Consider the following 18,628-nt stretch of genomic DNA (forward strand, 5'->3'; position numbering starts at 1 on the left):
TGCAGGTCAGGCCGCCCGCGTGGCCGGCTTGCGTCCGCCAAAGCCGCGGCGCTTGCCGCGGAACGGTTTCTTGGCCTGCGGCCTGTCGGTCGCCTGCTTGCCCGCGGCAGGCTTCTTGCCGAAGCCGTTTCGCGGCTTCTGCTCGCCGCGCGGCCGTCCGCTGCCCTCACCGCGCCTGGCATCGCTGTCATTGGCCGCCTCGATCGGCGGGCGGCCGGTGCGGGGCGGGCTTTTCGGGTCGGGCTGGTCGAGATAGTCGGCTGCGACCGGCAACTTCATGCGGATGATCTTTTCGACCTGCCGCAATTTGGCATTCTCGGAGGGGTCGCAAAGCGTGATGGCGATGCCGTCGGCGCCATTGCGGCCGGTGCGGCCGATGCGGTGGACATAACTCTCCGCCTCGTCCGGCAGGTCGAAATTCACCACATGGCTGATGCCCGGAACATCGATGCCACGCGCGGCAATGTCGGTAGCGACAAGAATGCGCACCGAGCCGTCACGGAAACCGTTGAGTGCCTTCTGGCGGGCATTTTGCGACTTGTTGCCGTGGATCACGGCTGCTTCGAAACCATCGCGACCGAGATCGCGGGTGACGCGGTCGGCCCCATGCTTGGTGCGGGCAAACACGATGACCGAGCGCATCGCATCATCGGCCAGCATCTCGGAAAGAATCTGCCGCTTCTGCTTGACCCGGGCAAGCACCACGCTCTGCTTGATCTCGGCTGCGGTCGTGCTTTGCGGGGCGACCTGGACATGCACCGGGTCCTTCATGATGGTGCGGGCCAGCGCCTCGATCTCGGCCGGCATCGTCGCCGAAAACAGCGCCGTCTGCCGGTCCTTGTGGGTAGCCTTGGCCAGCCGCCGGACATCATGGATGAAGCCCATGTCGAGCATGCGGTCGGCCTCGTCCAGCACCAGCCAGCGGGTGTCGGACAGATTGACCTCGCCCTCGCGCACCAGATCGGTCAGGCGGCCGGGGGTCGCGACCAGCACATCGACGCCGGGCGCCATCTTCTTGACCTGGCTGAAGCGCGACACACCGCCGAGCACCAATGCCGTCGACACATGCAGGCCCTTGGTCAGCACGCGGATCGTGTCTTCGATCTGCACGGCAAGTTCGCGGGTGGGCGCCAGGATCAGCGCCCGCGCCGTCTTCGGCAGCCGCTTGGTGCCGAGCGCCACGATCTTGGTCAGGATCGGCAGGCTGAAGGCCGCCGTCTTGCCCGATCCGGTCTGGGCAACAGCCAGCACGTCACGGCCTTCCAGATGTGCAGGGATTGCCTGGACCTGTATCGGCTTGGGCATATCGAAACCGGCCGCATGGGTTGCCTTCAAAAGGCCGCCGGAAATTCCAAGTTTGGCGAAACCGTTCAGTTCCGCAGTGTTTTCATTCGTCAATTCAATCTTCTTTCACGCAGCCTGAGGCCGCAAAAATCGCTCGCGGCAAGGCGCAAACCTGCCGGCGAAATCATTTATGGAAACGACAAGGCGGCGGGCATCGTTCTGCCCGCGCGGCTGCGCTGTCGTGCCCGCAGACACCATGTCCGCAGGGCTCTTTCTCCGAAATCCGCTCATCGGAAAGGAGAAAACAGACGCAACCAGTCCCATCCTCGGGGAAAACCGGATTGCCCGGTCCAAGCGCCTATGATGCCGCATATGGGGCAAGGCAGGCGGAAAAGCAAATGATTTCTTGTGCAGCGCAGCAAAACGCGGTCAGGCCGACTATCCGGCTGCCGTCTTCGCCAGTTCGGCGAGCTTCAGCACCGTGTTCCAATTGCGCGCTGTGTTGGCCACGCCGATGCCCTTGTCGAACTTCTCCGCGAGCTTCGACGTGCCGAAACCGTTCGGCGTATGCAGATAGGCAACCTTGCCCACCACTTCGATTCCCTCGCCGGATGCTGCAAAACCCCGCAGCGCCTCCACCCTGCCCTTGTCCGGCTCATCGGCCAGCACGGCCGCATGCAGGAACTTCGGCGTGGAGACAGCCTTGGGGAACGGATTGTTAGCGATCAATTCGTCCCATTCGGCTTGCGTCACAGCGTGGATCGCTTTCTCGAAGCCGAATTCCCGTGCGCATATCGCGGCAATTGTCGAGATCACCGTCTCGCGTGCCTTCCTGCTCTTCAGCACCGCATTGCCGCTATTGATATAGGTGGCGACATTCTCGAAGCCGGCCTTGCCCAGCGCCTCGCGCAACGGCTTGGTGGGAAGCTGGGTTGCCCCGCCGACGCCTCGAAACAGTATTATGAAGACAGTCATCTGCCCTCCGGTCAGATCACCAGTCCGGCGATCGTCTCATTGTCTGTTATGTCCTGATAGGCCCAGCCGGCCTCGTGGAAGCGCTTGGCCAGCACCTCGAAATTCTTGCGGTCCTTGGTTTCGATGCCGATCAGCACCGAGCCGAAATTGCGGGCCGACTTCTTCAGATATTCGAAGCGGGCAATGTCGTCGTCCGGCCCGAGCAGGCCGAGGAAATCGCGCAATGCGCCTGGCCTTTGCGGGAAGCGGAAGATGAAATATTTCTTCAAGCCTTCGAAGCGCAGCGCCCGCTCCTTCACATCGGGCAGGCGCTCGAAATCGAAATTGCCGCCGGAAACCACCAGGACGATCGTCTTGCCGCGAATTTCCTTGCGCGGAAAATCCTTCAAGGCATCAATCGCCAGCGCACCGGCGGGTTCTAGCACCACGCCTTCAATGTTCAGCATCTCGATCATGGTGGCGCAAAGGCGATTTTCTGGGATAAGCCGCACCGCGCTCTCGTCGAACTCCTTGAGATGGCGGAAGGTCTCGCGCCCGATCTCGGCCACGGCCGCGCCATCGACAAAATTGTCGACCTGGTTGAGCTTGACGCGCTTGCCCGTGCGCAGGCTCTCCTTCAGGCTTGCGGCGCCGGCCGGCTCGCAAAAGACGAAGCGCGGCTCCTGGCCGATTTCGTGAAAATAGCCGGTCACGCCTGCCGCCAGCCCGCCGCCGCCCACCGGCAGCACGACCATATCTGCCGTCCGGCCCTCAGGCAATTGGGCCATGATCTCAAGCGCGACCGTCGCCTGCCCCTCGATGATATCCTTGTGGTCGAAGGGCGGCACCATGTGGGCGCCTGCACTTTCGGTGAAATCGAGCGCCGCGCGATAGCAGGCGTCGAAAAAATCTCCAACGAGGCGGATTTCGACGAAATCGCCGCCGAACAGCCGCGTCTTGTCGATCTTCTGCTGCGGCGTGGTCACCGGCATGAAGACGACGCCCTTCTTGCCGAAATGCCGGCACACGAAAGCAAAACCCTGGGCATGGTTGCCAGCCGATGCGCAGACGAAAAGCTCGGCATTATTACCGGCAGCCAGCGTCTTGCGGAAGAAATTGAAGGCGCCGCGAATCTTGTAGGAACGGACCGGCGACAGGTCTTCGCGCTTCAGGAAAACATGCGCTCCCGTCTTGCGCGACAGATAGCTGTTTTCCTGCAGCGGCGTCTGCGGAAACAGTTCGCGCAAGGCGGTTGCTGCCACTGAAACCTTGTCGGCAAAACTTGTCATCACAACAGTCCTTTGCCGCCGCCCCAGGCGGCGTTTCCTTGCCGGGCCTGCCGGATTAAGCATGCCGTGCCTGCTTCGTACACAAGAGACCCGCGCCCGCCTATTGCATATTCGCCGCGATGACGCCACTGTCGCCCGCCTGCGGCCGCGTCCAGGGGATCGGCACGGCCGCGACAGCAGGGGTCTCGTCTTTTCGTGAATAGAATAGCCATTCGCGCCGCGATCCACGTTGCTGCGGTCTTTGCCATCTACCTCTCCGCCGCCATGCTGATTCCAGCTGCGACCGATCTTTACTACGGCAACAATGACTGGCAGGCCTTTGGGTTTTCGGCGCTGTTCATGGGCGGCCTTGCCCTGGCCATAGCCTTGGCGACACGCGGCAATACGCCCCCGGTCAACACACGTTTTGGCTTCCTTCTCGTCAACCTCTTGTGGTTCACCCTGGCAATTGCGGGTGCTGTGCCGTTCATGGCCTCGTCTCTAGAACTCAGTGTTGCCGATGCCTTCTTCGAATCCGTCTCCGGCATCACCACCACCGGGTCGACCGTGATCAATGGTCTCGATACCGCTCCTCCAGGCTTGCTGCTTTGGCGCTCACTGCTGAACTTCATGGGCGGGCTTGGTGTGATCGCACTTGGCCTGTTCCTCCTGCCTTTTCTGAACATTGGCGGGATTTCCTACTTCAAGATCGAATCGTCCGACATCGAGGATCGGCCCTTCGAGCGCTTCCAGACATTCACCGTCAGCCTGATCGGCGTCTATACGTCGCTCGTAACTGTCTGCGCGATTTGCTACACGGCCGCCGGCATGGGCACCTTCGATGCGGTCAATCACGCCATGTCCACTTTAGCGACCGGGGGTCTGTCGACACACGACACATCTTTCGTCCGTTATGCCGATTCACCTGCCATATTATGGATCGGCACGATTTTCATGTTCATCGGCGGCCTGCCGTTCTCCATCATGATCCTGTTTGCCATTCGCGGGCGTTTCGATGCCTTGCGCGACCCTCAGATACGGGTCTTTGCCGGCTATTGCCTCGTCTTTGCGATAGCGGTGGCGATCTATCTGCGCATCGAACAGGGCGTGCCTTTTTTCGAGGCACTGACTCATTCGGCGTTCAACTTCATGTCGATCATCACCACCACCGGCTTTTCCAGCGACGACTACACGCAATGGGGTCCCTTCGCCGTCGCCTGCATCTTCGTGGCCACCTTTCTCGGCGGCTGTTCCGGCTCGACCACCGGCGGCATCAAGGCCTACCGGTTCCTGATCCTGTTCGAACTGCTGGCCAACGGCCTGCGCCGCCTGATCTATCCCAGCACGGTCCAGCCTGTGCGCTATGGCGAACGCACCGTCGATGCCGACATGCAGCGCGCCGTGGTCCTGTTCATCTCGTCCTTCATCGTATTGTGGGCGATCGCCACCATTCTTCTCGGGGCAACCGGCCTCGACCTGGTCACAGCCATGACCGGGGCGCTCACCGCGCTTACCAATGTCGGCCCCGGCCTTGGCCCGATAATCGGCCCGGCCGGCAATTTCTCCTCCCTGCCCGACACCGCCAAATGGATCCTGTCGGCAGCGATGCTCCTGGGGCGACTTGAAATCCTTTCCGTGCTTGTGCTTTTCACGCCCACCTTCTGGGGGCGGTAGAGTCTCCGGACGGCAACAAGCCGGCACAATCGAGCGGGCCGCGGCGGCGTCACGGCTGGACCGGGGGCGCTGCACGCCCTATCAGGTTTAAAATGATGTTTCGGTCTTTGTCCGTCAGGCTCGGGATTGTTGCGGTGCTGGCGCTCATGCTTGCCGGCTGCGCGGGCCAGAACGCCCGCGAATTGCTTGTCGGCTCGACCGTCGAGGCGCCCGCCGAGGCAATCGCCGGGCGGCATCAGATATTCGTGGCCACAACCCGTGCCAAGGCGACCGATACACGCGAGGTCTATGCCGGCGAGCGCTCCCCCACGGTGAGCTTCGCCGAGGTGGCAATGACGGTACCCGCCATCCACAAGGCCGGCGCGATCGAGCGGCGCAAGCAGAGCCAGCGCCCCGACCCTACCAAATATTTCACCGCCGAGGGCATCACCACCTTCGACAGCAGCGATGCCTTTGCCAGGTCGCTACGAGCCGACATCGCCGCGCGCGGCGGTCGCGCGCTGGTCTTCGTCCATGGCTACAACACGGCCTTCGACAGCGCCGTCTATCGACTGACGCAGATCGTGCATGACGCGAACTATGCCGGAACGCCGGTGCTGTTTTCCTGGGCCTCCGGCGGCAGGCTTTCCGACTACGTCTATGACAACAACAGCGCCACGGCCGCGCGCGACGCGCTGGAGCAGACCCTGCGGCTGGTTGCCCGCTCGGGCGCCAAGCGCATCGACATCATCGCCCATTCAATGGGTACCTGGGCGACAATGGAGGCGCTGCGCCAGCTCGCCATCACCAACGACCGCGATCTGCATGGCAAGCTTGGCGATGTCGTGCTTGCCTCCCCCGACATCGATGTCGACGTCTTCAAGAGCCAGATGAAGCGCTACGGCAAGCCCGACAAGCCGTTCTTCCTGTTCCTGTCGGGCGACGACCGCGCGCTGGAACTGTCGCGCATCATCGCCGGCAACAAGCCGCGGCTTGGCGGCTACAAGGACGCTGCCGACATTGCCAGCTTGGGCGTTACCGTGATCGATCTTACCAATGTCGCCGCCGGCGACAGGCTCAACCACACCAAATTCGCCGATAACCCCGCCCTGATTGCCCTGCTCGGCGAAAAACTGGCCGAGGACGACACATTCGACGCCAACCGGCCGCAGGTTGGCGACAGGATCGGCACACTGGCGGGCGGCATCACCCAGACCATCACCTCGGCGGCCGAGATCGTCATCACCACGCCCTTCGAAGTGCTCAATGTCATGGTGGGTGGCGGGAACTAGGGACCCCTAGCAGCGGCCCGATTGTGCGCCGGACAGGCCCGGTGTAGGAGACCTGATCCGCATCGCCCAGCCGGAACCTCAATGGGATGGTGACGAAACTACTCTCAAATACCCGCGTGCTCTGGCTCGGCCTGCTGGTGATGACGTTCGCCATCGCCATTGCCGTATATGGCGGCTCGTTTGCGACCCGCGCTTATCTCGACCAGGCGGCGGCACGCGGCGAGACCACGCTTCGGCTGGCGGTCGCGGCACTGCGTGGCCATATGAGCCGCTTCGAGCCCCTGCCCGCGCTGATTGCCGACCACGACGACATCAAGGCATTGGTGAACAATCCCGGCAACGCCGTGTTGCGCGCCGAGGCAAATCTCTATCTCAAGGAGATCAACGAGCTTCTGAAGTCATCCGACATCTACGTGCTGCTGACGGACGGCGAAACCATCGCCGCCAGCAACTACGATGCACCTTTGAGCTTCGTCGGGCAGAACTTCAGCTATCGTCCCTATTATCAGGATGCCGTCCAGGGCCGGCCTGGGCGCTTCTTCGCGCTCGGCACGACATCGCTCAAGCGCGGTTATTATTTCTCCGCCCCGGTATGGGTGGGCAACGAGATCCGGGGCGTCGTCGTCTTCAAGGTCGATATCGAGCCCATCGAAGCCTCCTGGAAAGGCGGCGAATACGAGATCATCGTCTCGGACCCCGAAGGCATCATCTTCATGACCGGCCGGCCGGAATGGCTCTATTCCGGCCTCCTGCCGCTGACGCGGGAACGGCTGGCGCGAACCGAGGCGTCGCGCCGCTACGCCAATGCGACGCTGCACGACCTCCCGGTCAGATATGGCCGCTTCCAGCAGGCGCACCGGCTGATGAATATCACGACCGGCGATGCCAGCCGCGAATATCTGGTCGTGGACGAGCCAATGCCGGAAGCCGGCTGGACCGTCAGCGTCCTGCTCGATACCGGTTCGGCCCGGGCGCAGGCGCTCACCAGCGTTGCCGCCGGCCTGCTCCTGCTCAGCCTTGCCACGCTAGGCGGCGCGATCATCTACCAGCGGCGCGCACGGCTTGCCGAGCGTATGCAGATGCAGCACAACGCCCGTGAAGAGCTCGAGCGCCGGGTCGAGGAACGCACCGCCGACCTCGCCTCGGTCAACAGCCGGCTGGAACGGGAAGTCACCGAGCGGCGTGCCACCGAGCAGAAATTGCGCAAGACCCAGGCCGATCTGATCCAGGCCGGCAAGCTCGCAGCACTCGGCCAGATGTCGGCGGCGCTCTCGCATGAGTTCAACCAGCCCCTGGCGGCAGTGAAGACCTATGCCGACAATGCCGCGATCCTGATCGACCGCGAGCGCATCGCCGAGGCCCGCGACAATGTCTCGCGCATCTCAACGCTGACCGACCGCATGGCCGCCATCAGCCGGCATCTGCGCAATTTCGCGCGCAAGCCCAATGAGAAGCTGGGTCGGGTCGCCCTTGCCGAGGTTGTCAACGACACGCTCGAAATCGTCGCCTGGAGGCTCAAGGCCGCGGGCGCGACAGTTGCCGTCGATCTCGGCCACGTGCCGCCGATGGTGCATGCCGGCAGCGTCCGCCTTCAGCAGGTACTGGTCAATATCGTCTCCAATGCCGCCGATGCGGTCGAGGGCCTGCCGGACCGTACCATCGAGCTTTGCGCCCGGCGCAACGGCGACATGGTTACCATCACCATACGCGACCACGGTCCCGGCGTGCCGGAAGCGATTGCCACGCGCATCTTCGACCCGTTCTTCTCCACCAAGGGTGTGGGCAAGGGTCTCGGCCTTGGCTTGTCTATTTCCTACAATATTGTCAAAGACTTCGGCGGAAGTCTGTCGGTAGAGAATCATCCCGGGGGCGGTGCGCTGTTCACGATCGAGCTCGTCGCCGCCGAGGCCGCCAGCCAGGAGGCCGCGGAATGAAGCCGCCGCTCGTGTTGCTGGTCGAGGATGAAGATGAACTGCGCCGATCGACCGCGCAGTCGCTGGACCTGTCCGGCTTCGCGGTGCGCGACATGGCCAGCGCCGAACGCGCCCTCGATCTCATCAATCCCGGCTTCAACGGCATCGTCGTCACCGATATCCGCATGCCCGGCATGGACGGCATGACGCTGATGGGACGCATCCATGAAATCGATGCCGATATTCCCGTCATCCTCACCACCGGGCATGGCGATGTGCAACTGGCGGTCAAGGCAATGCGCGAAGGCGCCTATGATTTCATCGAAAAGCCCTTCGCCACGGAGAACCTGGCAACGGTGGTGGCGCGGGCGCTGGACCGGCGCAATCTGGTTCTGGAAAACCGCCTGCTGCGCGCGGTGGCCGGCAAGCGCGACGACATCGAAGCGCGTCTTCCCGGCCGCACCCAGGCCATGATCGACCTGCGCTATCGCCTTCGCGCGGTGGCCGCCACCGATGCCGATGTGCTGATCGTCGGCGATACCGGGACCGGCAAGGAGGTCGCGGCCCGCGCGCTGCACGACATCAGCGGGCGCGCCAGCAAGCCGTTCGTCGCGATCAATTGCGCCGCGCTGCCGGCCAACCTCATAGAAAGCGAGCTGTTCGGCCACGAGGCCGGCGCATTTGCCGGCGCCATCCGCGCACGCTTCGGCAAATTCGAACACGCCCGCGGCGGCACCATCCTGCTCGACGAGATCGGCTCCATGCCCGCCGATCTCCAGGCCAAGCTGCTGCGCGTCATCCAGGAGCGCGTCATCACCAGGCTGGGCTCCAACGAACCCATCCCGCTCGACGTGCGCTTCATCGCCACCAGCAAGGGCGACCTCGAGGCCGAAGTGGCGGCCGGCCATTTCCGCGCCGACCTGCTCTATCGGCTCAATGTCATTACGCTACGCCTGCCTTCGCTTGCAGCCCGGCGCGAAGACGTGCCGCTGCTTTTCCTCCAGCTCATCCGCGAAGCGGCCGCGCGCTATCGTCTCGATGAGGTGGACGTGCCGCCGCATGTGATTGCCGATATCGCGCATCGGAACTGGCCGGGAAATGTGCGCGAATTGCGCAACGCCGCGGATCGCTATGTGCTCGGCCTTGGCCTGTCGTCGGACGAAGACGCCACGCCCGACAACGGTCCGCCACGGCTTGCCGACCGCGTCGCCGATTTCGAGAAGAGCGTGATCTCCGGTGCGCTGCTTGCCCATGCCGGCAGCCTGAAGGCGGTCTATGAATCGCTCGGAATCTCGCGCAAGACGCTTTACGAGAAAATGCAGCGTTACGGCCTCGACAAGCGCTACTCGGGTCAGGAATAGCCGCTTCCGGCACGGCTCGGGCTTGCCAATGTGTGGGATCACACCCACCCGTAGCGGCCAATGTACCCTTTTCCACCCATTTTGACCCGGCAAGGCTCATAAATCCGTGCCTGCCCGCCATTTGAGTTTGCGAAGCGGCGAAGAGGCTCCGTTTATTGTAATATCCATCAACGGTGCCGGGAGACACCTTCCGCATCCGATGGCCGATTCAAGTCCTGGGAGGATTCCATGAAGAAGCTTTTCGCCGCGCTCGGCGCGGTCGCCGCCCTTTCGCTCACCTCGTTTTCTGCCGAAGCGCAGACCTATCCGGAGCGTGCCATCACCATCGTCGTGCCGTTCTCGGCCGGCGGCCCGACGGATACGGTTACACGGCTGGTGGCCGAAGCCATGTCGAAGGATCTTGGCCAGCAAGTGCTGGTGGAAAATGTCGGCGGTGCCGGTGGCACGCTTGGTGCCGGACGCGTCGCCAGCGCCGAACCGGACGGCTACACTCTGTTGCTGCACCATATCGGCATGGCCACCAGCGCCACGCTCTACCGCAAGCTCGCCTATGACACGCTGAATGCGTTCGAATATATCGGCCTCGTCACCGAGGTGCCGATGACCATCGTCGCCCGCAAGGACCTGGAACCGACCGACATCAAGGGCCTGGTCGAATATGCCAAGGCCAACAAGGACACGGTTACCGTCGCCAATGCCGGCATCGGTGCCGCCTCGCATCTTTGCGGCATGCTGTTCATGAGCGCTATCCAGACGCCGCTTGTCACCGTTCCCTACAAGGGCACTGGGCCTGCCATGACCGATCTGCTCGGCGGCCAGGTCGACATCATGTGCGACCAGACCACCAACACCACCAAGCAGATTCAGGCCGGCACCATCAAGGCCTATGCCGTCACCTCGCCGGAGCGGCTTGACGTTCTGCCCGACCTGCCGACCACAACCGAAGCCGGCATTGAGGGCATGGAAGTCGGAATCTGGCACGGCCTCTACGCGCCGAAGGGAACCCCGGCCGAGATCGTCGACCGTCTCTCCAAGTCGCTCCAGGTGGCGCTGAAGGATGAGAATGTCGGCGCCCGCTTTGCCGAACTCGGCACCTCGCCGTCTTCGCAGGAAGACGCCACGCCGGCAGCGCTGAAGGCCAAGGTCGAAAGCGAAATCGCCCGCTGGAAGCCGATCATCGACGCCGCCGGCCAGTACGCCGACTAAGCTGCCTTAAGACGAATGGTGGCGGATGCATGCCTGTGCACGCTCCGCCACCAACCTTTCTTCCGCGCCGCAGGCGCACCCGCTTGAAGGAATTGCCATGAAGTCCTTCTCGATCGATACGGTCAACGGCCTGTGCGCCGCCTTTTTCATCGGCCTTGGCCTGTTCTTTGCCCAGCAATCGCTCAGCGTCGAACTCGGAACCGCGTTCCGCATGGGACCCGGCTATTTTCCGCTGATATTGGCGCTCGTCCTCATCGTGCTTGGCGTGGTCATCCTGATCGACGCCATCCGCGTCGAGAGCGAGCCGATCGGGCACATCGCCTGGCGCGGCATATTCTTCATTCTGCCGGCACCGATCTTCTTCGGCCTCACCGTGCGCGGCCTGGGTTTCGTGCCCTCGATCTTCCTCACCGGGCTGATCGCCGGTTTCGCCAGCCAGAAGATGAAGCCATCCGTTGCGCTACTCCTGGCGGCGGGGCTTACGCTGTTTGCCGTCATTGTCTTCAGCTATGCGCTCGGCCTGCCCTTCCGGCGGTTCGGCCCCTGGATCGGTTTCTGAGGTCACGCAGATGGATCTGTTTAGCAATCTCGCGCTCGGCTTCGCCACCGCATCGACCCTCTGGAACCTCTTGTTCTGCCTGATCGGCGTCATGCTGGGCACGCTGATCGGCGTTCTCCCCGGCATCGGCGCGACTGCCACCATTGCCATGCTGTTGCCGATCACCTTCCAGATCGGCGACCCGGTTTCAGCACTCATCATGCTGTCGGGCATTTATTACGGCGCGCAATATGGCGGCTCGACGACCGCAATCCTTATCAACATGCCGGGCGAATCCTCCTCGGCCGTCACCGCGATCGACGGCTACCAGATGGCCCGCAAGGGGCGCGCGGGCGTGGCGCTTGCAGTCGCCGCCATCGGCTCTTTCTTCGCCGGCACCGTTTCGACCTTCCTTGTGGCGCTTTTTGCCCCACCACTGACGGTGATTGCGCTTAAATTCGGCGCGGCCGAATATTTCTCGCTGATGGTGGTCGGCCTCGTCTCCTCCATCGCGCTGGCGCATGGCTCGATTATCAAGGCGCTCGGCATGGTGGTGCTTGGGCTATTGCTCGGCCTTGTCGGCACCGACATCTACACCGGCACGCCGCGCTTCACGCTTGGCATCACCGAATATGCCGACGGGCTGAACTTCGTGGCGGTCGCGGTCGGCGTCTTCGGCATCGCCGAGATCCTGCGCAATCTGGAGAACGAAAAGGCCCGCGACGTGCTGATGGCCAAGGTTACCGGCCTCATGCCGACGCGCGACGACTTCAAGCGAATGGCCGCCCCCGTCATTCGCGGCACCGCCATCGGCTCGGCGCTGGGCATCCTGCCGGGCGGCGGCGCAATTCTGGCCGCCTTCGCCTCCTATACGGTAGAAAAACGCGTCTCCGACCATCCGGAGGAATTCGGCAAGGGCGCGATCGCCGGCGTGGCCGGCCCGGAATCGGCCAACAATGCCGGCGCGCAGACCTCCTTCATCCCGATGCTCACGCTCGGCATCCCGGCCAATCCGGTCATGGCGCTGATGATCGGCGCAATGATCATCCAGGGCATCGTGCCCGGCCCGAATGTAGCGACCGAGCAACCGGCCCTGTTCTGGGGCATCATCGCCTCGATGTGGATTGGCAATCTGATGCTGATCGTGCTCAACCTGCCGCTGATCGGTCTGTGGGTGAAGCTGCTCACCATCCCCTATTACGTGCTGTTCCCGATCATCATGGCGTTCTGCTCGATCGGCGTCTACAGCGTCAACTCCAATGTCTACGACCTCTATGCGGTCGCCTTCTTCGGCCTGCTCGGCTATGTGCTCTTGAAGCTGCGTTGCGAACCCGCGCCGCTGCTGCTCGGCTTCGTGCTCGGCCCGCTGCTGGAAGAGAACCTGCGCCGCGCCATGATTCTCTCGCGCGGCGATCCGACGACCTTCTTCACGCGCCCGATCAGCGCCATCCTGCTGGCGATTTCACTCGCCGTGCTGGTGGTCGTCTTCCTGCCCAGCGTCAAGAAGAAGCGCGAGGAGGTCTTCGTCGAAGAGAATTGACGCTTGCGCTCTTGCAATCCCACTCGGCTCCATTACCAGTGTCGGCATCGCGGACGTGGCGGAACTGGTAGACGCAAGGGACTTAAAATCCCTCGACCTCCGGTCGTACGGGTTCGATTCCCGTCGTCCGCACCACTTTTCTCTATAGGCCGAGGCGCATTGATTTCGGCCGGGTTGCAGGCTGAAAGGTCAAGGCTTAGAGCATGTTGCAGCCAAGTGGAATCACTTGGCGTCGCACACATGCGGCAAAATCAATTGGATAGACCATGATGTCGTCCGAAAACCGCTTCACACTTTTCGGCATCATGGTCTAGCGATTCCGACAAGCCGACGCCGAAGCGCCAGCCATGTACCCCTGCCTGATCCCGCGCAATGGAAAGCTTCCAACGATTGATGATATGCTGACCGGGCGACCGGTGCTGCTATCTGCGGGCCGCTTGCCTGGACATTTTAGGTGAGGTGGCCGGCCAATGAACCTCAATGACGACAATGAACAGTTGATCGAAACACTCTTTCGAAACGGCACCCTGACCGTCGTCGGCATCGTGCTTTCGTTTTCGCTTGGGTTCCTCAGCCAATGGGCGAACAACCCGCTACCGTGGAATTTGGTCGATGCCCCGCCAGTCTTGCTTTTGTGCGCCGGCATCGTCTGGCAAATCGTAGCGCTGATTGGGCTATTAGCGCCGGCATCTCTCAAGAAAAATGTCTTCGAAAAGGCCAATCGAAAGTTTGCGATCGGAGTGATCCTCACCAGCGCCGGCGTGTTCTCTGCCATCGTGATCGATCTTGCCAAGTTATTGCTCACGCCCGGGATGTGAGCCCTTCCGGCGAGTGTGAGGCCGTTACCAGTCTGCCTTGTCCTGAACTGGTTGCATGCAGCGCTTGCCGGCCTGTCCCATGTATGTTTTCCTTTTCGGGTCAAAGGGACCCGAAATGCCCAGATATACGTGCGTGGAAGAGCCCGACGATCTTTGGACGGTATGGGATGGCCTCAAGGAGGAGCCGGCAACCATTGATGGGCGGCCGCTGATTGGGCTGACGCACCATCGAGCCGAAACCGCTCGCGGTATTCTTGAACGAATAGAAACTGGCAAGTTTATCCCACGCAGCGGACACGAGATATAGCCGGCTTCCGCATCCAGGCTGCCCTCTATGTCTATATGGACGTTGCTCTTGCTTGATGCTGAGATGGTGCTTGACCCGCGCACTGGAGGCAGAATTTGTACACTCACATTCTCTTGACGACCGACGGTTCGGAACTCGCGCAACGAGGCGTCGATCATGGGCTAACGCTGGCAAAGCACCTCGGCAGCAAAGTCACTGCCCTGACAGTGACCCCGCCATATCCTTTACAGGTCGCCACAACTGTCGACGCCTGGGAAGCCGGTCAGAAAGAACATGCCGACGCCACTCTGGCGCCCATCAGAAAAGTGGCCTTCAAGATGGGCGTGCAGGCGCACGTCGTTCACGCGACGAATGCCTCTCCAGCCGAAGCGATCGTAGATACGGCGCAGAGGCTTGGCTGCGATCTGATCGTGATGGCTTCTCACGGTCGCCGCGGCGTCAGCCATCTGTTGCTGGGCAGCCAGACATCGGAGGTCGCCCACTATTCGGCTATCCCGGTTCTGGTCGTTCGGTAGCCGTACCCAGCGGGCAATCCGATCGCCACCCTCTGGGCGTCTCAGGAAAGAATAATCGCGACCTTATGCGAGTTCGGCCACAGGAACCTTGCCCAGCTTCGGTAGGATGTGCAGTTCGATCCCAGGCCGGAAACCTTTGCGGCTTTGCTCCAGGAGACCGTTGGGCCAGCCGCATCTTTTTCACGCCGCTTCATGGCATTCCGGCGCTCAGGTTTCTAAATAGCGGGGACCTGTTGTCTCCCGGAGATTTGCATGACCTCTCAGCTTTTCACCCCGATCACGCTTGGTTCGCTTGAACTCCCCAACCGCATCGCAATTGCGCCGATGTGCCAATATTCCGCCGATGACGGCTCAGCCACCGACTGGCATCTGCAGCACTGGATGAACCTTGGCATGTCCGGCGCCGGCATGGTCACGGTCGAGATGACCGATGTCGAGCGGCGCGGACGCATCACCCATGGCTGCCTCGGCCTTTATTCCGACCACAACGAGGCCGCCGCACGGCGGGTGCTCGACGCGGCGCGGCGCGTTGCCCTGCCCGGCACCAAATTCGGCACTCAGCTTGCCCATGCCGGGCGCAAGGCCTCGAACCGGCGCCCATGGGAAGGCGGAACCGCACTTCAGGCCAATGAAGACCCCTGGCCGATCGTGTCGGCCTCGGCCATCGCCTTCGCTGAAGGCTGGCAGACGCCGCAGGCGCTGGACGAGGACGGCATCGCTCATGTCATCGCAAGCTTTGCCGAGGCCGCCAAGCGCGCGGCCCGCGCCGGCTTCGATTTCATCGAACTGCATTCGGCGCATGGCTATTTGCTGCACCAGTTCCTGTCGCCGCTCTCCAACAAGCGCACCGACCGTTGGGGCGGCTCGCTGGAAAACCGCATGCGCTTTCCGATCGAGGTGGCCAAGGCTGTCGCCAAGGCCGCGCCGGGCCTGATGCTCGGCGCACGCATGTCGGTTACCGATTGGGTCGAGGGCGGCTTCACGGTCGAGGAAGGTATCGAGGTCGCCAAAGCCTACAAGGCGGCGGGTGCCGCCTATATCTGCTGTTCGAGCGGTGGCAACTCGCCGCTGCAGAAGATTCCGGGCGGCCCCGGCTACCAGGTCCATCTGGCGACAGCCATACGCGAGGGTGCCGGCATCGCCACCCGCGCGGTCGGCATGATCGACGACCCGCACCAGGCCGAGGCGATCATTGCCGAAGGCAAGGCCGACATGGTTGCGGTCGCCCGCGCTGTCATTGCCGATCCGCGCTGGCCGTGGCGTGCTGCAGCCACCCTCGGGGTGGAGTTCCACCCTGCCCCACAGCTTGCACGCGCCGTTCCCTTCATGCAGCGCTGGGCTGCTCCGGCCGCCGGCTGAAGCACAAAAGAAAACGGGCGGCTCCGTTTGGAACCGCCCGCCAAACGTTCTTATCCGAGAGATCAGCCGCGCAGGCGGATCGCGATCTCGGCCACGCGCTTGCCCTGGAAGCGCGCACCCTCCAGTTCCTGCGCCGAAGGCTGGCGCGAACCGTCGCCGTCCGAGGTGGTCGTCATGCCGTAGGGAGCACCACCGCGCACCACATCATTGCCCATCTGGCCCTGATAGGCATAGGACAGTGGCACGATGATCATGCCGTGATGCTGCAGGTGGATCTGCGCGTTGATGAGCGCAAGCTCAGCACCGCCATGCTGGGTCGCGGTCGAAACCATCACCGAGCCGACCTTGTTGAGCAGCGCGCCCTTTGCCCAGAGCGGGCCGGTCTGGTCGAGGAAGTTCTTCATCTGCGAGGCCATGGTGCCAAAGCGCGTCGCGGTGGCGATGATGATCGCGTCATAATTCTCCAGCTCTGCCGGATCGGCAATCGGCGCTTCTTGGTCGAGCTTGTAATGGGCGGCCTTGGCAACCGCTTCCGGGACCAGTTCAGGAACCCGCTTGATGGTCACGTCGGCGCGGGCTTCGCGCACGCCTTCGGCAGCGGCCTTCGCCATCTGCTCCATGTGACCCCAACTCGAATAGTAAAGCACCAGTACCTTCGTCATCATGCATCTCCGTTGGTTGAAAATCGGGTGCGGGCCTCACGCTCGCCTTGTGCCAATCATTTAATGGCGGCTTCGTTCAATGGATATGGCGAAATAGCCGACAGATCGTTCACCATTTGCGCACCATTGCCGGCAGCGCGGCATCGGGCTATCTCACCTCTGTCCCAAATTTTCGGAGCGCCCCATGGCCGATATCGTCACCGCCGCAATGATCATCATCGGCGACGAAATCCTTTCGGGCCGCACCAAGGACCGCAATATCGGCCATCTCGCCGACATCATGACCGCGATCGGCATCGACCTTAAGGAAGTGCGCATCGTACCCGACGAGGAGGACGAGATCGTCGCAGCGGTCAATGCGCTACGGGCGCGCTACACCTATGTCTTCACCACCGGCGGCATCGGCCCCACCCATGACGATATTACTGCCGATTCGGTCTCGAAGGCTTTCGGCGTGCCTTGCGAATATGATGCGCAGGCCTATGCGATGATGGAGGCAAGCTATGCCGCGCGCGGCATGGAGTTTACCGAGGCACGCAAGCGCATGGCGCGCATGCCGCGCGGCGCCAGCCATATCGTCAATCCGGTCTCGCTCGCACCCGGCTTCCGCATCGGCAATGTCCATGTCATGGCCGGCGTCCCCTCGATTTTCCAGGCCATGCTCGACAATGTGGTGCCGACGCTGAAGACCGGCGCAAAGCTGCTGTCGGTGACGGTGCATTGCCCCGTCGGCGAGGGCACGATCGGCGGGCCGCTGGCGGAAATCCAGAAGCGTCACCCCGACACCATCATCGGCTCCTACCCGCAATATCTGGACGGCAAGTTCTCGACCGAACTGGTGGTGCGCGCCCGCTCGCCCCAGGCGCTGGAGGCCGCGCGCGCCGAGGTGGCGGCCATGGTCGAGGGCCTTGCCCCGACGCCCTGACCACGGACATCCGTGCGGAACAAAGCGGCTTGTGATAATGTTCTGCCTGTGGATAGACGTGGTATCAGGGAGGCTTCCATGCCGTTCAAGACGATCGTTGCCATCATCCAGAGCCATGATGATGCCGAGCGGGTTCTGGATTGCGCCATTTCCTTTGCGGAGCGTTTCAACAGTCACGTGATCGGCGTCCACGCCGAGGCCCTGCCGGTCGCCTATACGTCGGCAGTCGGCTTTCCCGATACGGAATTCATCCAGGTGGCGTCCGAAGCCAACAAGGAACGCGCAAAAAGCCTCGCTGCCCTGTTTTCAAGCCGGATGAATACTGCCGGCCGGCCGTTCGAGTGGCGCAGCCATGAATGCTATTCCGGCGACAGCGCGCATTCGGGCATCGCCAGCGCGCGTTGCGCCGATCTCGTCATCGCCGCGCAGCGCGACCCGGACGCGGAGCCGACCGCTACGGCCGATATCGATGCGCTTTTGTTCGAATCCGGCCGCCCGGTGCTGGTCGTGCCGCATGCCGGCCCCTCCCACAGCAGCTATCGCCGTGTCGTCGTTGCCTGGAACGGCAGCCGCGAGGCCGCCCGCGCCGCATTCGATGCCCTGCCCATGATCACCAGGGCCGACCATACCGAAATCTTCGTCATCGATCCGCCGGACGATCTGGACCAGAATATGGAAGCCTCCGGCGCCGAGATTGCGGCGGCCCTTGCCCGGCATGGCGCACGGGTCACCGTGACCGGAAAGGCCTCAAGCGGGCGCTCCATCGACCAGGTGCTGCAGGAGCAGATCGCCGCCACCGGGGCGGACCTGCTCGTGCTGGGCGCCTACAGCCACTCATGGCTGCGCCAGCTCCTGTTCGGCGGCGTCACCCGCACAGTGCTCCAGTCGATGCCGATCGCGACCTTCATCTCGCGCTAGGTCACGTACCCATAAACGGGATTGAACGAAGCCGCTGACGCGGCATTTGGCAGGTCGGTTTGCGGTTGAGGCTTCTGTTTTGAAGGATTGCGGCTGTTGAAGCGCAATCTTGAGG

At 62.6% G+C, this 18,628-nt stretch carries 16 protein-coding genes and 1 tRNA gene; 13 read left to right on the forward strand and 4 right to left on the reverse strand.

The window, feature by feature from the left end:
- Nucleotides 1-6: 6 nt before the first annotated feature.
- The 3 genes from EET67_RS03550 to ilvA form a co-directional block, all read right to left on the reverse strand.
- Entirely contained in the window at nucleotides 7-1,398 is a 1,392-nt protein-coding gene (locus EET67_RS03550) for a DEAD/DEAH box helicase (protein ID WP_128624837.1), read from the reverse strand.
- Between the two features lie 324 nt (nucleotides 1,399-1,722).
- A complete protein-coding gene (locus EET67_RS03555; RefSeq protein WP_128624838.1) occupies nucleotides 1,723-2,259 on the reverse strand; it encodes a DUF1697 domain-containing protein in 537 nt (178 codons plus the stop codon).
- Nucleotides 2,260-2,270: 11 nt separating this feature from the next.
- Entirely contained in the window at nucleotides 2,271-3,527 is a 1,257-nt protein-coding gene (ilvA, locus tag EET67_RS03560; RefSeq protein WP_128624839.1) for a threonine ammonia-lyase IlvA, read from the reverse strand.
- A gap of 195 nt (nucleotides 3,528-3,722) precedes the next feature.
- On the opposite strand from ilvA, the gene EET67_RS03565 reads away from it, so the two are divergent.
- The 11 genes from EET67_RS03565 (at nucleotide 3,723) to EET67_RS03615 (ending at nucleotide 16,008) form a co-directional block, all read left to right on the forward strand.
- Nucleotides 3,723-5,180: a TrkH family potassium uptake protein gene (locus EET67_RS03565; protein WP_128624840.1), complete on the forward strand. Its 1,458-nt coding sequence runs from the start codon at nucleotides 3,723-3,725 to the stop codon at nucleotides 5,178-5,180.
- 92 nt (nucleotides 5,181-5,272) lie between these two features.
- Entirely contained in the window at nucleotides 5,273-6,451 is a 1,179-nt protein-coding gene (locus EET67_RS03570; RefSeq protein WP_128624841.1) for an alpha/beta hydrolase, read from the forward strand.
- Nucleotides 6,452-6,537: 86 nt separating this feature from the next.
- Nucleotides 6,538-8,385: a sensor histidine kinase gene (locus EET67_RS03575; protein ID WP_128624842.1), complete on the forward strand. Its 1,848-nt coding sequence runs from the start codon at nucleotides 6,538-6,540 to the stop codon at nucleotides 8,383-8,385.
- Nucleotides 8,382-9,725 carry a sigma-54-dependent transcriptional regulator gene (locus EET67_RS03580; protein ID WP_128624843.1) on the forward strand — a complete coding sequence of 448 codons (1,344 nt, stop codon included), beginning with the start codon at nucleotides 8,382-8,384 and terminating at the stop codon, nucleotides 9,723-9,725. Before EET67_RS03575 ends, EET67_RS03580 begins: the two co-directional genes overlap by 4 nt.
- A gap of 228 nt (nucleotides 9,726-9,953) precedes the next feature.
- The gene (locus EET67_RS03585; RefSeq protein WP_128624844.1) at nucleotides 9,954-10,931 is read left to right on the forward strand and encodes a tripartite tricarboxylate transporter substrate-binding protein; all 978 of its coding nucleotides are present in this window, start codon (nucleotides 9,954-9,956) and stop codon (nucleotides 10,929-10,931) included.
- Between the two features lie 97 nt (nucleotides 10,932-11,028).
- Entirely contained in the window at nucleotides 11,029-11,490 is a 462-nt protein-coding gene (locus EET67_RS03590; RefSeq protein ID WP_128624845.1) for a tripartite tricarboxylate transporter TctB family protein, read from the forward strand.
- Nucleotides 11,491-11,500: 10 nt separating this feature from the next.
- Entirely contained in the window at nucleotides 11,501-13,009 is a 1,509-nt protein-coding gene (locus EET67_RS03595; protein WP_128624846.1) for a tripartite tricarboxylate transporter permease, read from the forward strand.
- A 49-nt stretch (nucleotides 13,010-13,058) separates the two neighbouring features.
- Nucleotides 13,059-13,144 (forward strand) — tRNA-Leu (locus EET67_RS03600).
- 335 nt (nucleotides 13,145-13,479) lie between these two features.
- The gene (locus EET67_RS03605) at nucleotides 13,480-13,827 is read left to right on the forward strand and encodes a hypothetical protein (RefSeq protein WP_128624847.1); all 348 of its coding nucleotides are present in this window, start codon (nucleotides 13,480-13,482) and stop codon (nucleotides 13,825-13,827) included.
- Nucleotides 13,828-14,229: 402 nt separating this feature from the next.
- A complete protein-coding gene (locus EET67_RS03610) occupies nucleotides 14,230-14,649 on the forward strand; it encodes a universal stress protein (protein WP_128624848.1) in 420 nt (139 codons plus the stop codon).
- A gap of 252 nt (nucleotides 14,650-14,901) precedes the next feature.
- Complete coding sequence (locus EET67_RS03615) at nucleotides 14,902-16,008, forward strand: NADH:flavin oxidoreductase/NADH oxidase (RefSeq protein ID WP_128624849.1); 1,107 nt, start codon at nucleotides 14,902-14,904, stop codon at nucleotides 16,006-16,008.
- 62 nt (nucleotides 16,009-16,070) lie between these two features.
- On the opposite strand, the gene wrbA is transcribed toward EET67_RS03615, so the two are convergent.
- Nucleotides 16,071-16,670 carry an NAD(P)H:quinone oxidoreductase type IV gene (gene wrbA, locus EET67_RS03620; RefSeq protein WP_128624850.1) on the reverse strand — a complete coding sequence of 200 codons (600 nt, stop codon included), beginning with the start codon at nucleotides 16,668-16,670 and terminating at the stop codon, nucleotides 16,071-16,073.
- A 184-nt stretch (nucleotides 16,671-16,854) separates the two neighbouring features.
- On the opposite strand from wrbA, the gene EET67_RS03625 reads away from it, so the two are divergent.
- Together EET67_RS03625 and EET67_RS03630 are read left to right on the forward strand one after the other, a co-directional pair.
- Nucleotides 16,855-17,595: a competence/damage-inducible protein A gene (locus EET67_RS03625; RefSeq protein ID WP_128624851.1), complete on the forward strand. Its 741-nt coding sequence runs from the start codon at nucleotides 16,855-16,857 to the stop codon at nucleotides 17,593-17,595.
- 78 nt (nucleotides 17,596-17,673) lie between these two features.
- Nucleotides 17,674-18,513 (forward strand): universal stress protein, encoded by an 840-nt coding sequence (locus EET67_RS03630; RefSeq protein WP_128624852.1) that lies wholly within the window; start codon nucleotides 17,674-17,676, stop codon nucleotides 18,511-18,513.
- Nucleotides 18,514-18,628 lie beyond the last annotated feature (115 nt).

Source organism: Borborobacter arsenicus, from assembly GCF_003934165.1.
Taxonomy (GTDB): Bacteria; Pseudomonadota; Alphaproteobacteria; order Rhizobiales; family Rhizobiaceae; genus Pseudaminobacter; species Pseudaminobacter arsenicus.

Excerpts from the sequence above, each read along its gene's own strand:
- EET67_RS03555 (WP_128624838.1), bottom strand. The coding sequence starts at position 2,259 with ATGACTGTCTTCATAATACTGTTTCGAGGCGTCGGCGGGGCAACCCAG.
- EET67_RS03615 (WP_128624849.1), top strand. The coding sequence starts at position 14,902 with ATGACCTCTCAGCTTTTCACCCCGATCACGCTTGGTTCGCTTGAACTC.
- wrbA (WP_128624850.1), bottom strand. The coding sequence starts at position 16,670 with ATGACGAAGGTACTGGTGCTTTACTATTCGAGTTGGGGTCACATGGAG.
- EET67_RS03625 (WP_128624851.1), top strand. The coding sequence starts at position 16,855 with ATGGCCGATATCGTCACCGCCGCAATGATCATCATCGGCGACGAAATC.
- EET67_RS03570 (WP_128624841.1), top strand. The coding sequence starts at position 5,273 with ATGATGTTTCGGTCTTTGTCCGTCAGGCTCGGGATTGTTGCGGTGCTG.
- EET67_RS03595 (WP_128624846.1), top strand. The coding sequence starts at position 11,501 with ATGGATCTGTTTAGCAATCTCGCGCTCGGCTTCGCCACCGCATCGACC.
- ilvA (WP_128624839.1), bottom strand. The coding sequence starts at position 3,527 with ATGACAAGTTTTGCCGACAAGGTTTCAGTGGCAGCAACCGCCTTGCGC.
- EET67_RS03590 (WP_128624845.1), top strand. The coding sequence starts at position 11,029 with ATGAAGTCCTTCTCGATCGATACGGTCAACGGCCTGTGCGCCGCCTTT.
- EET67_RS03575 (WP_128624842.1), top strand. The coding sequence starts at position 6,538 with ATGGTGACGAAACTACTCTCAAATACCCGCGTGCTCTGGCTCGGCCTG.
- EET67_RS03585 (WP_128624844.1), top strand. The coding sequence starts at position 9,954 with ATGAAGAAGCTTTTCGCCGCGCTCGGCGCGGTCGCCGCCCTTTCGCTC.
- EET67_RS03605 (WP_128624847.1), top strand. The coding sequence starts at position 13,480 with ATGAACCTCAATGACGACAATGAACAGTTGATCGAAACACTCTTTCGA.
- EET67_RS03630 (WP_128624852.1), top strand. The coding sequence starts at position 17,674 with ATGCCGTTCAAGACGATCGTTGCCATCATCCAGAGCCATGATGATGCC.
- EET67_RS03580 (WP_128624843.1), top strand. The coding sequence starts at position 8,382 with ATGAAGCCGCCGCTCGTGTTGCTGGTCGAGGATGAAGATGAACTGCGC.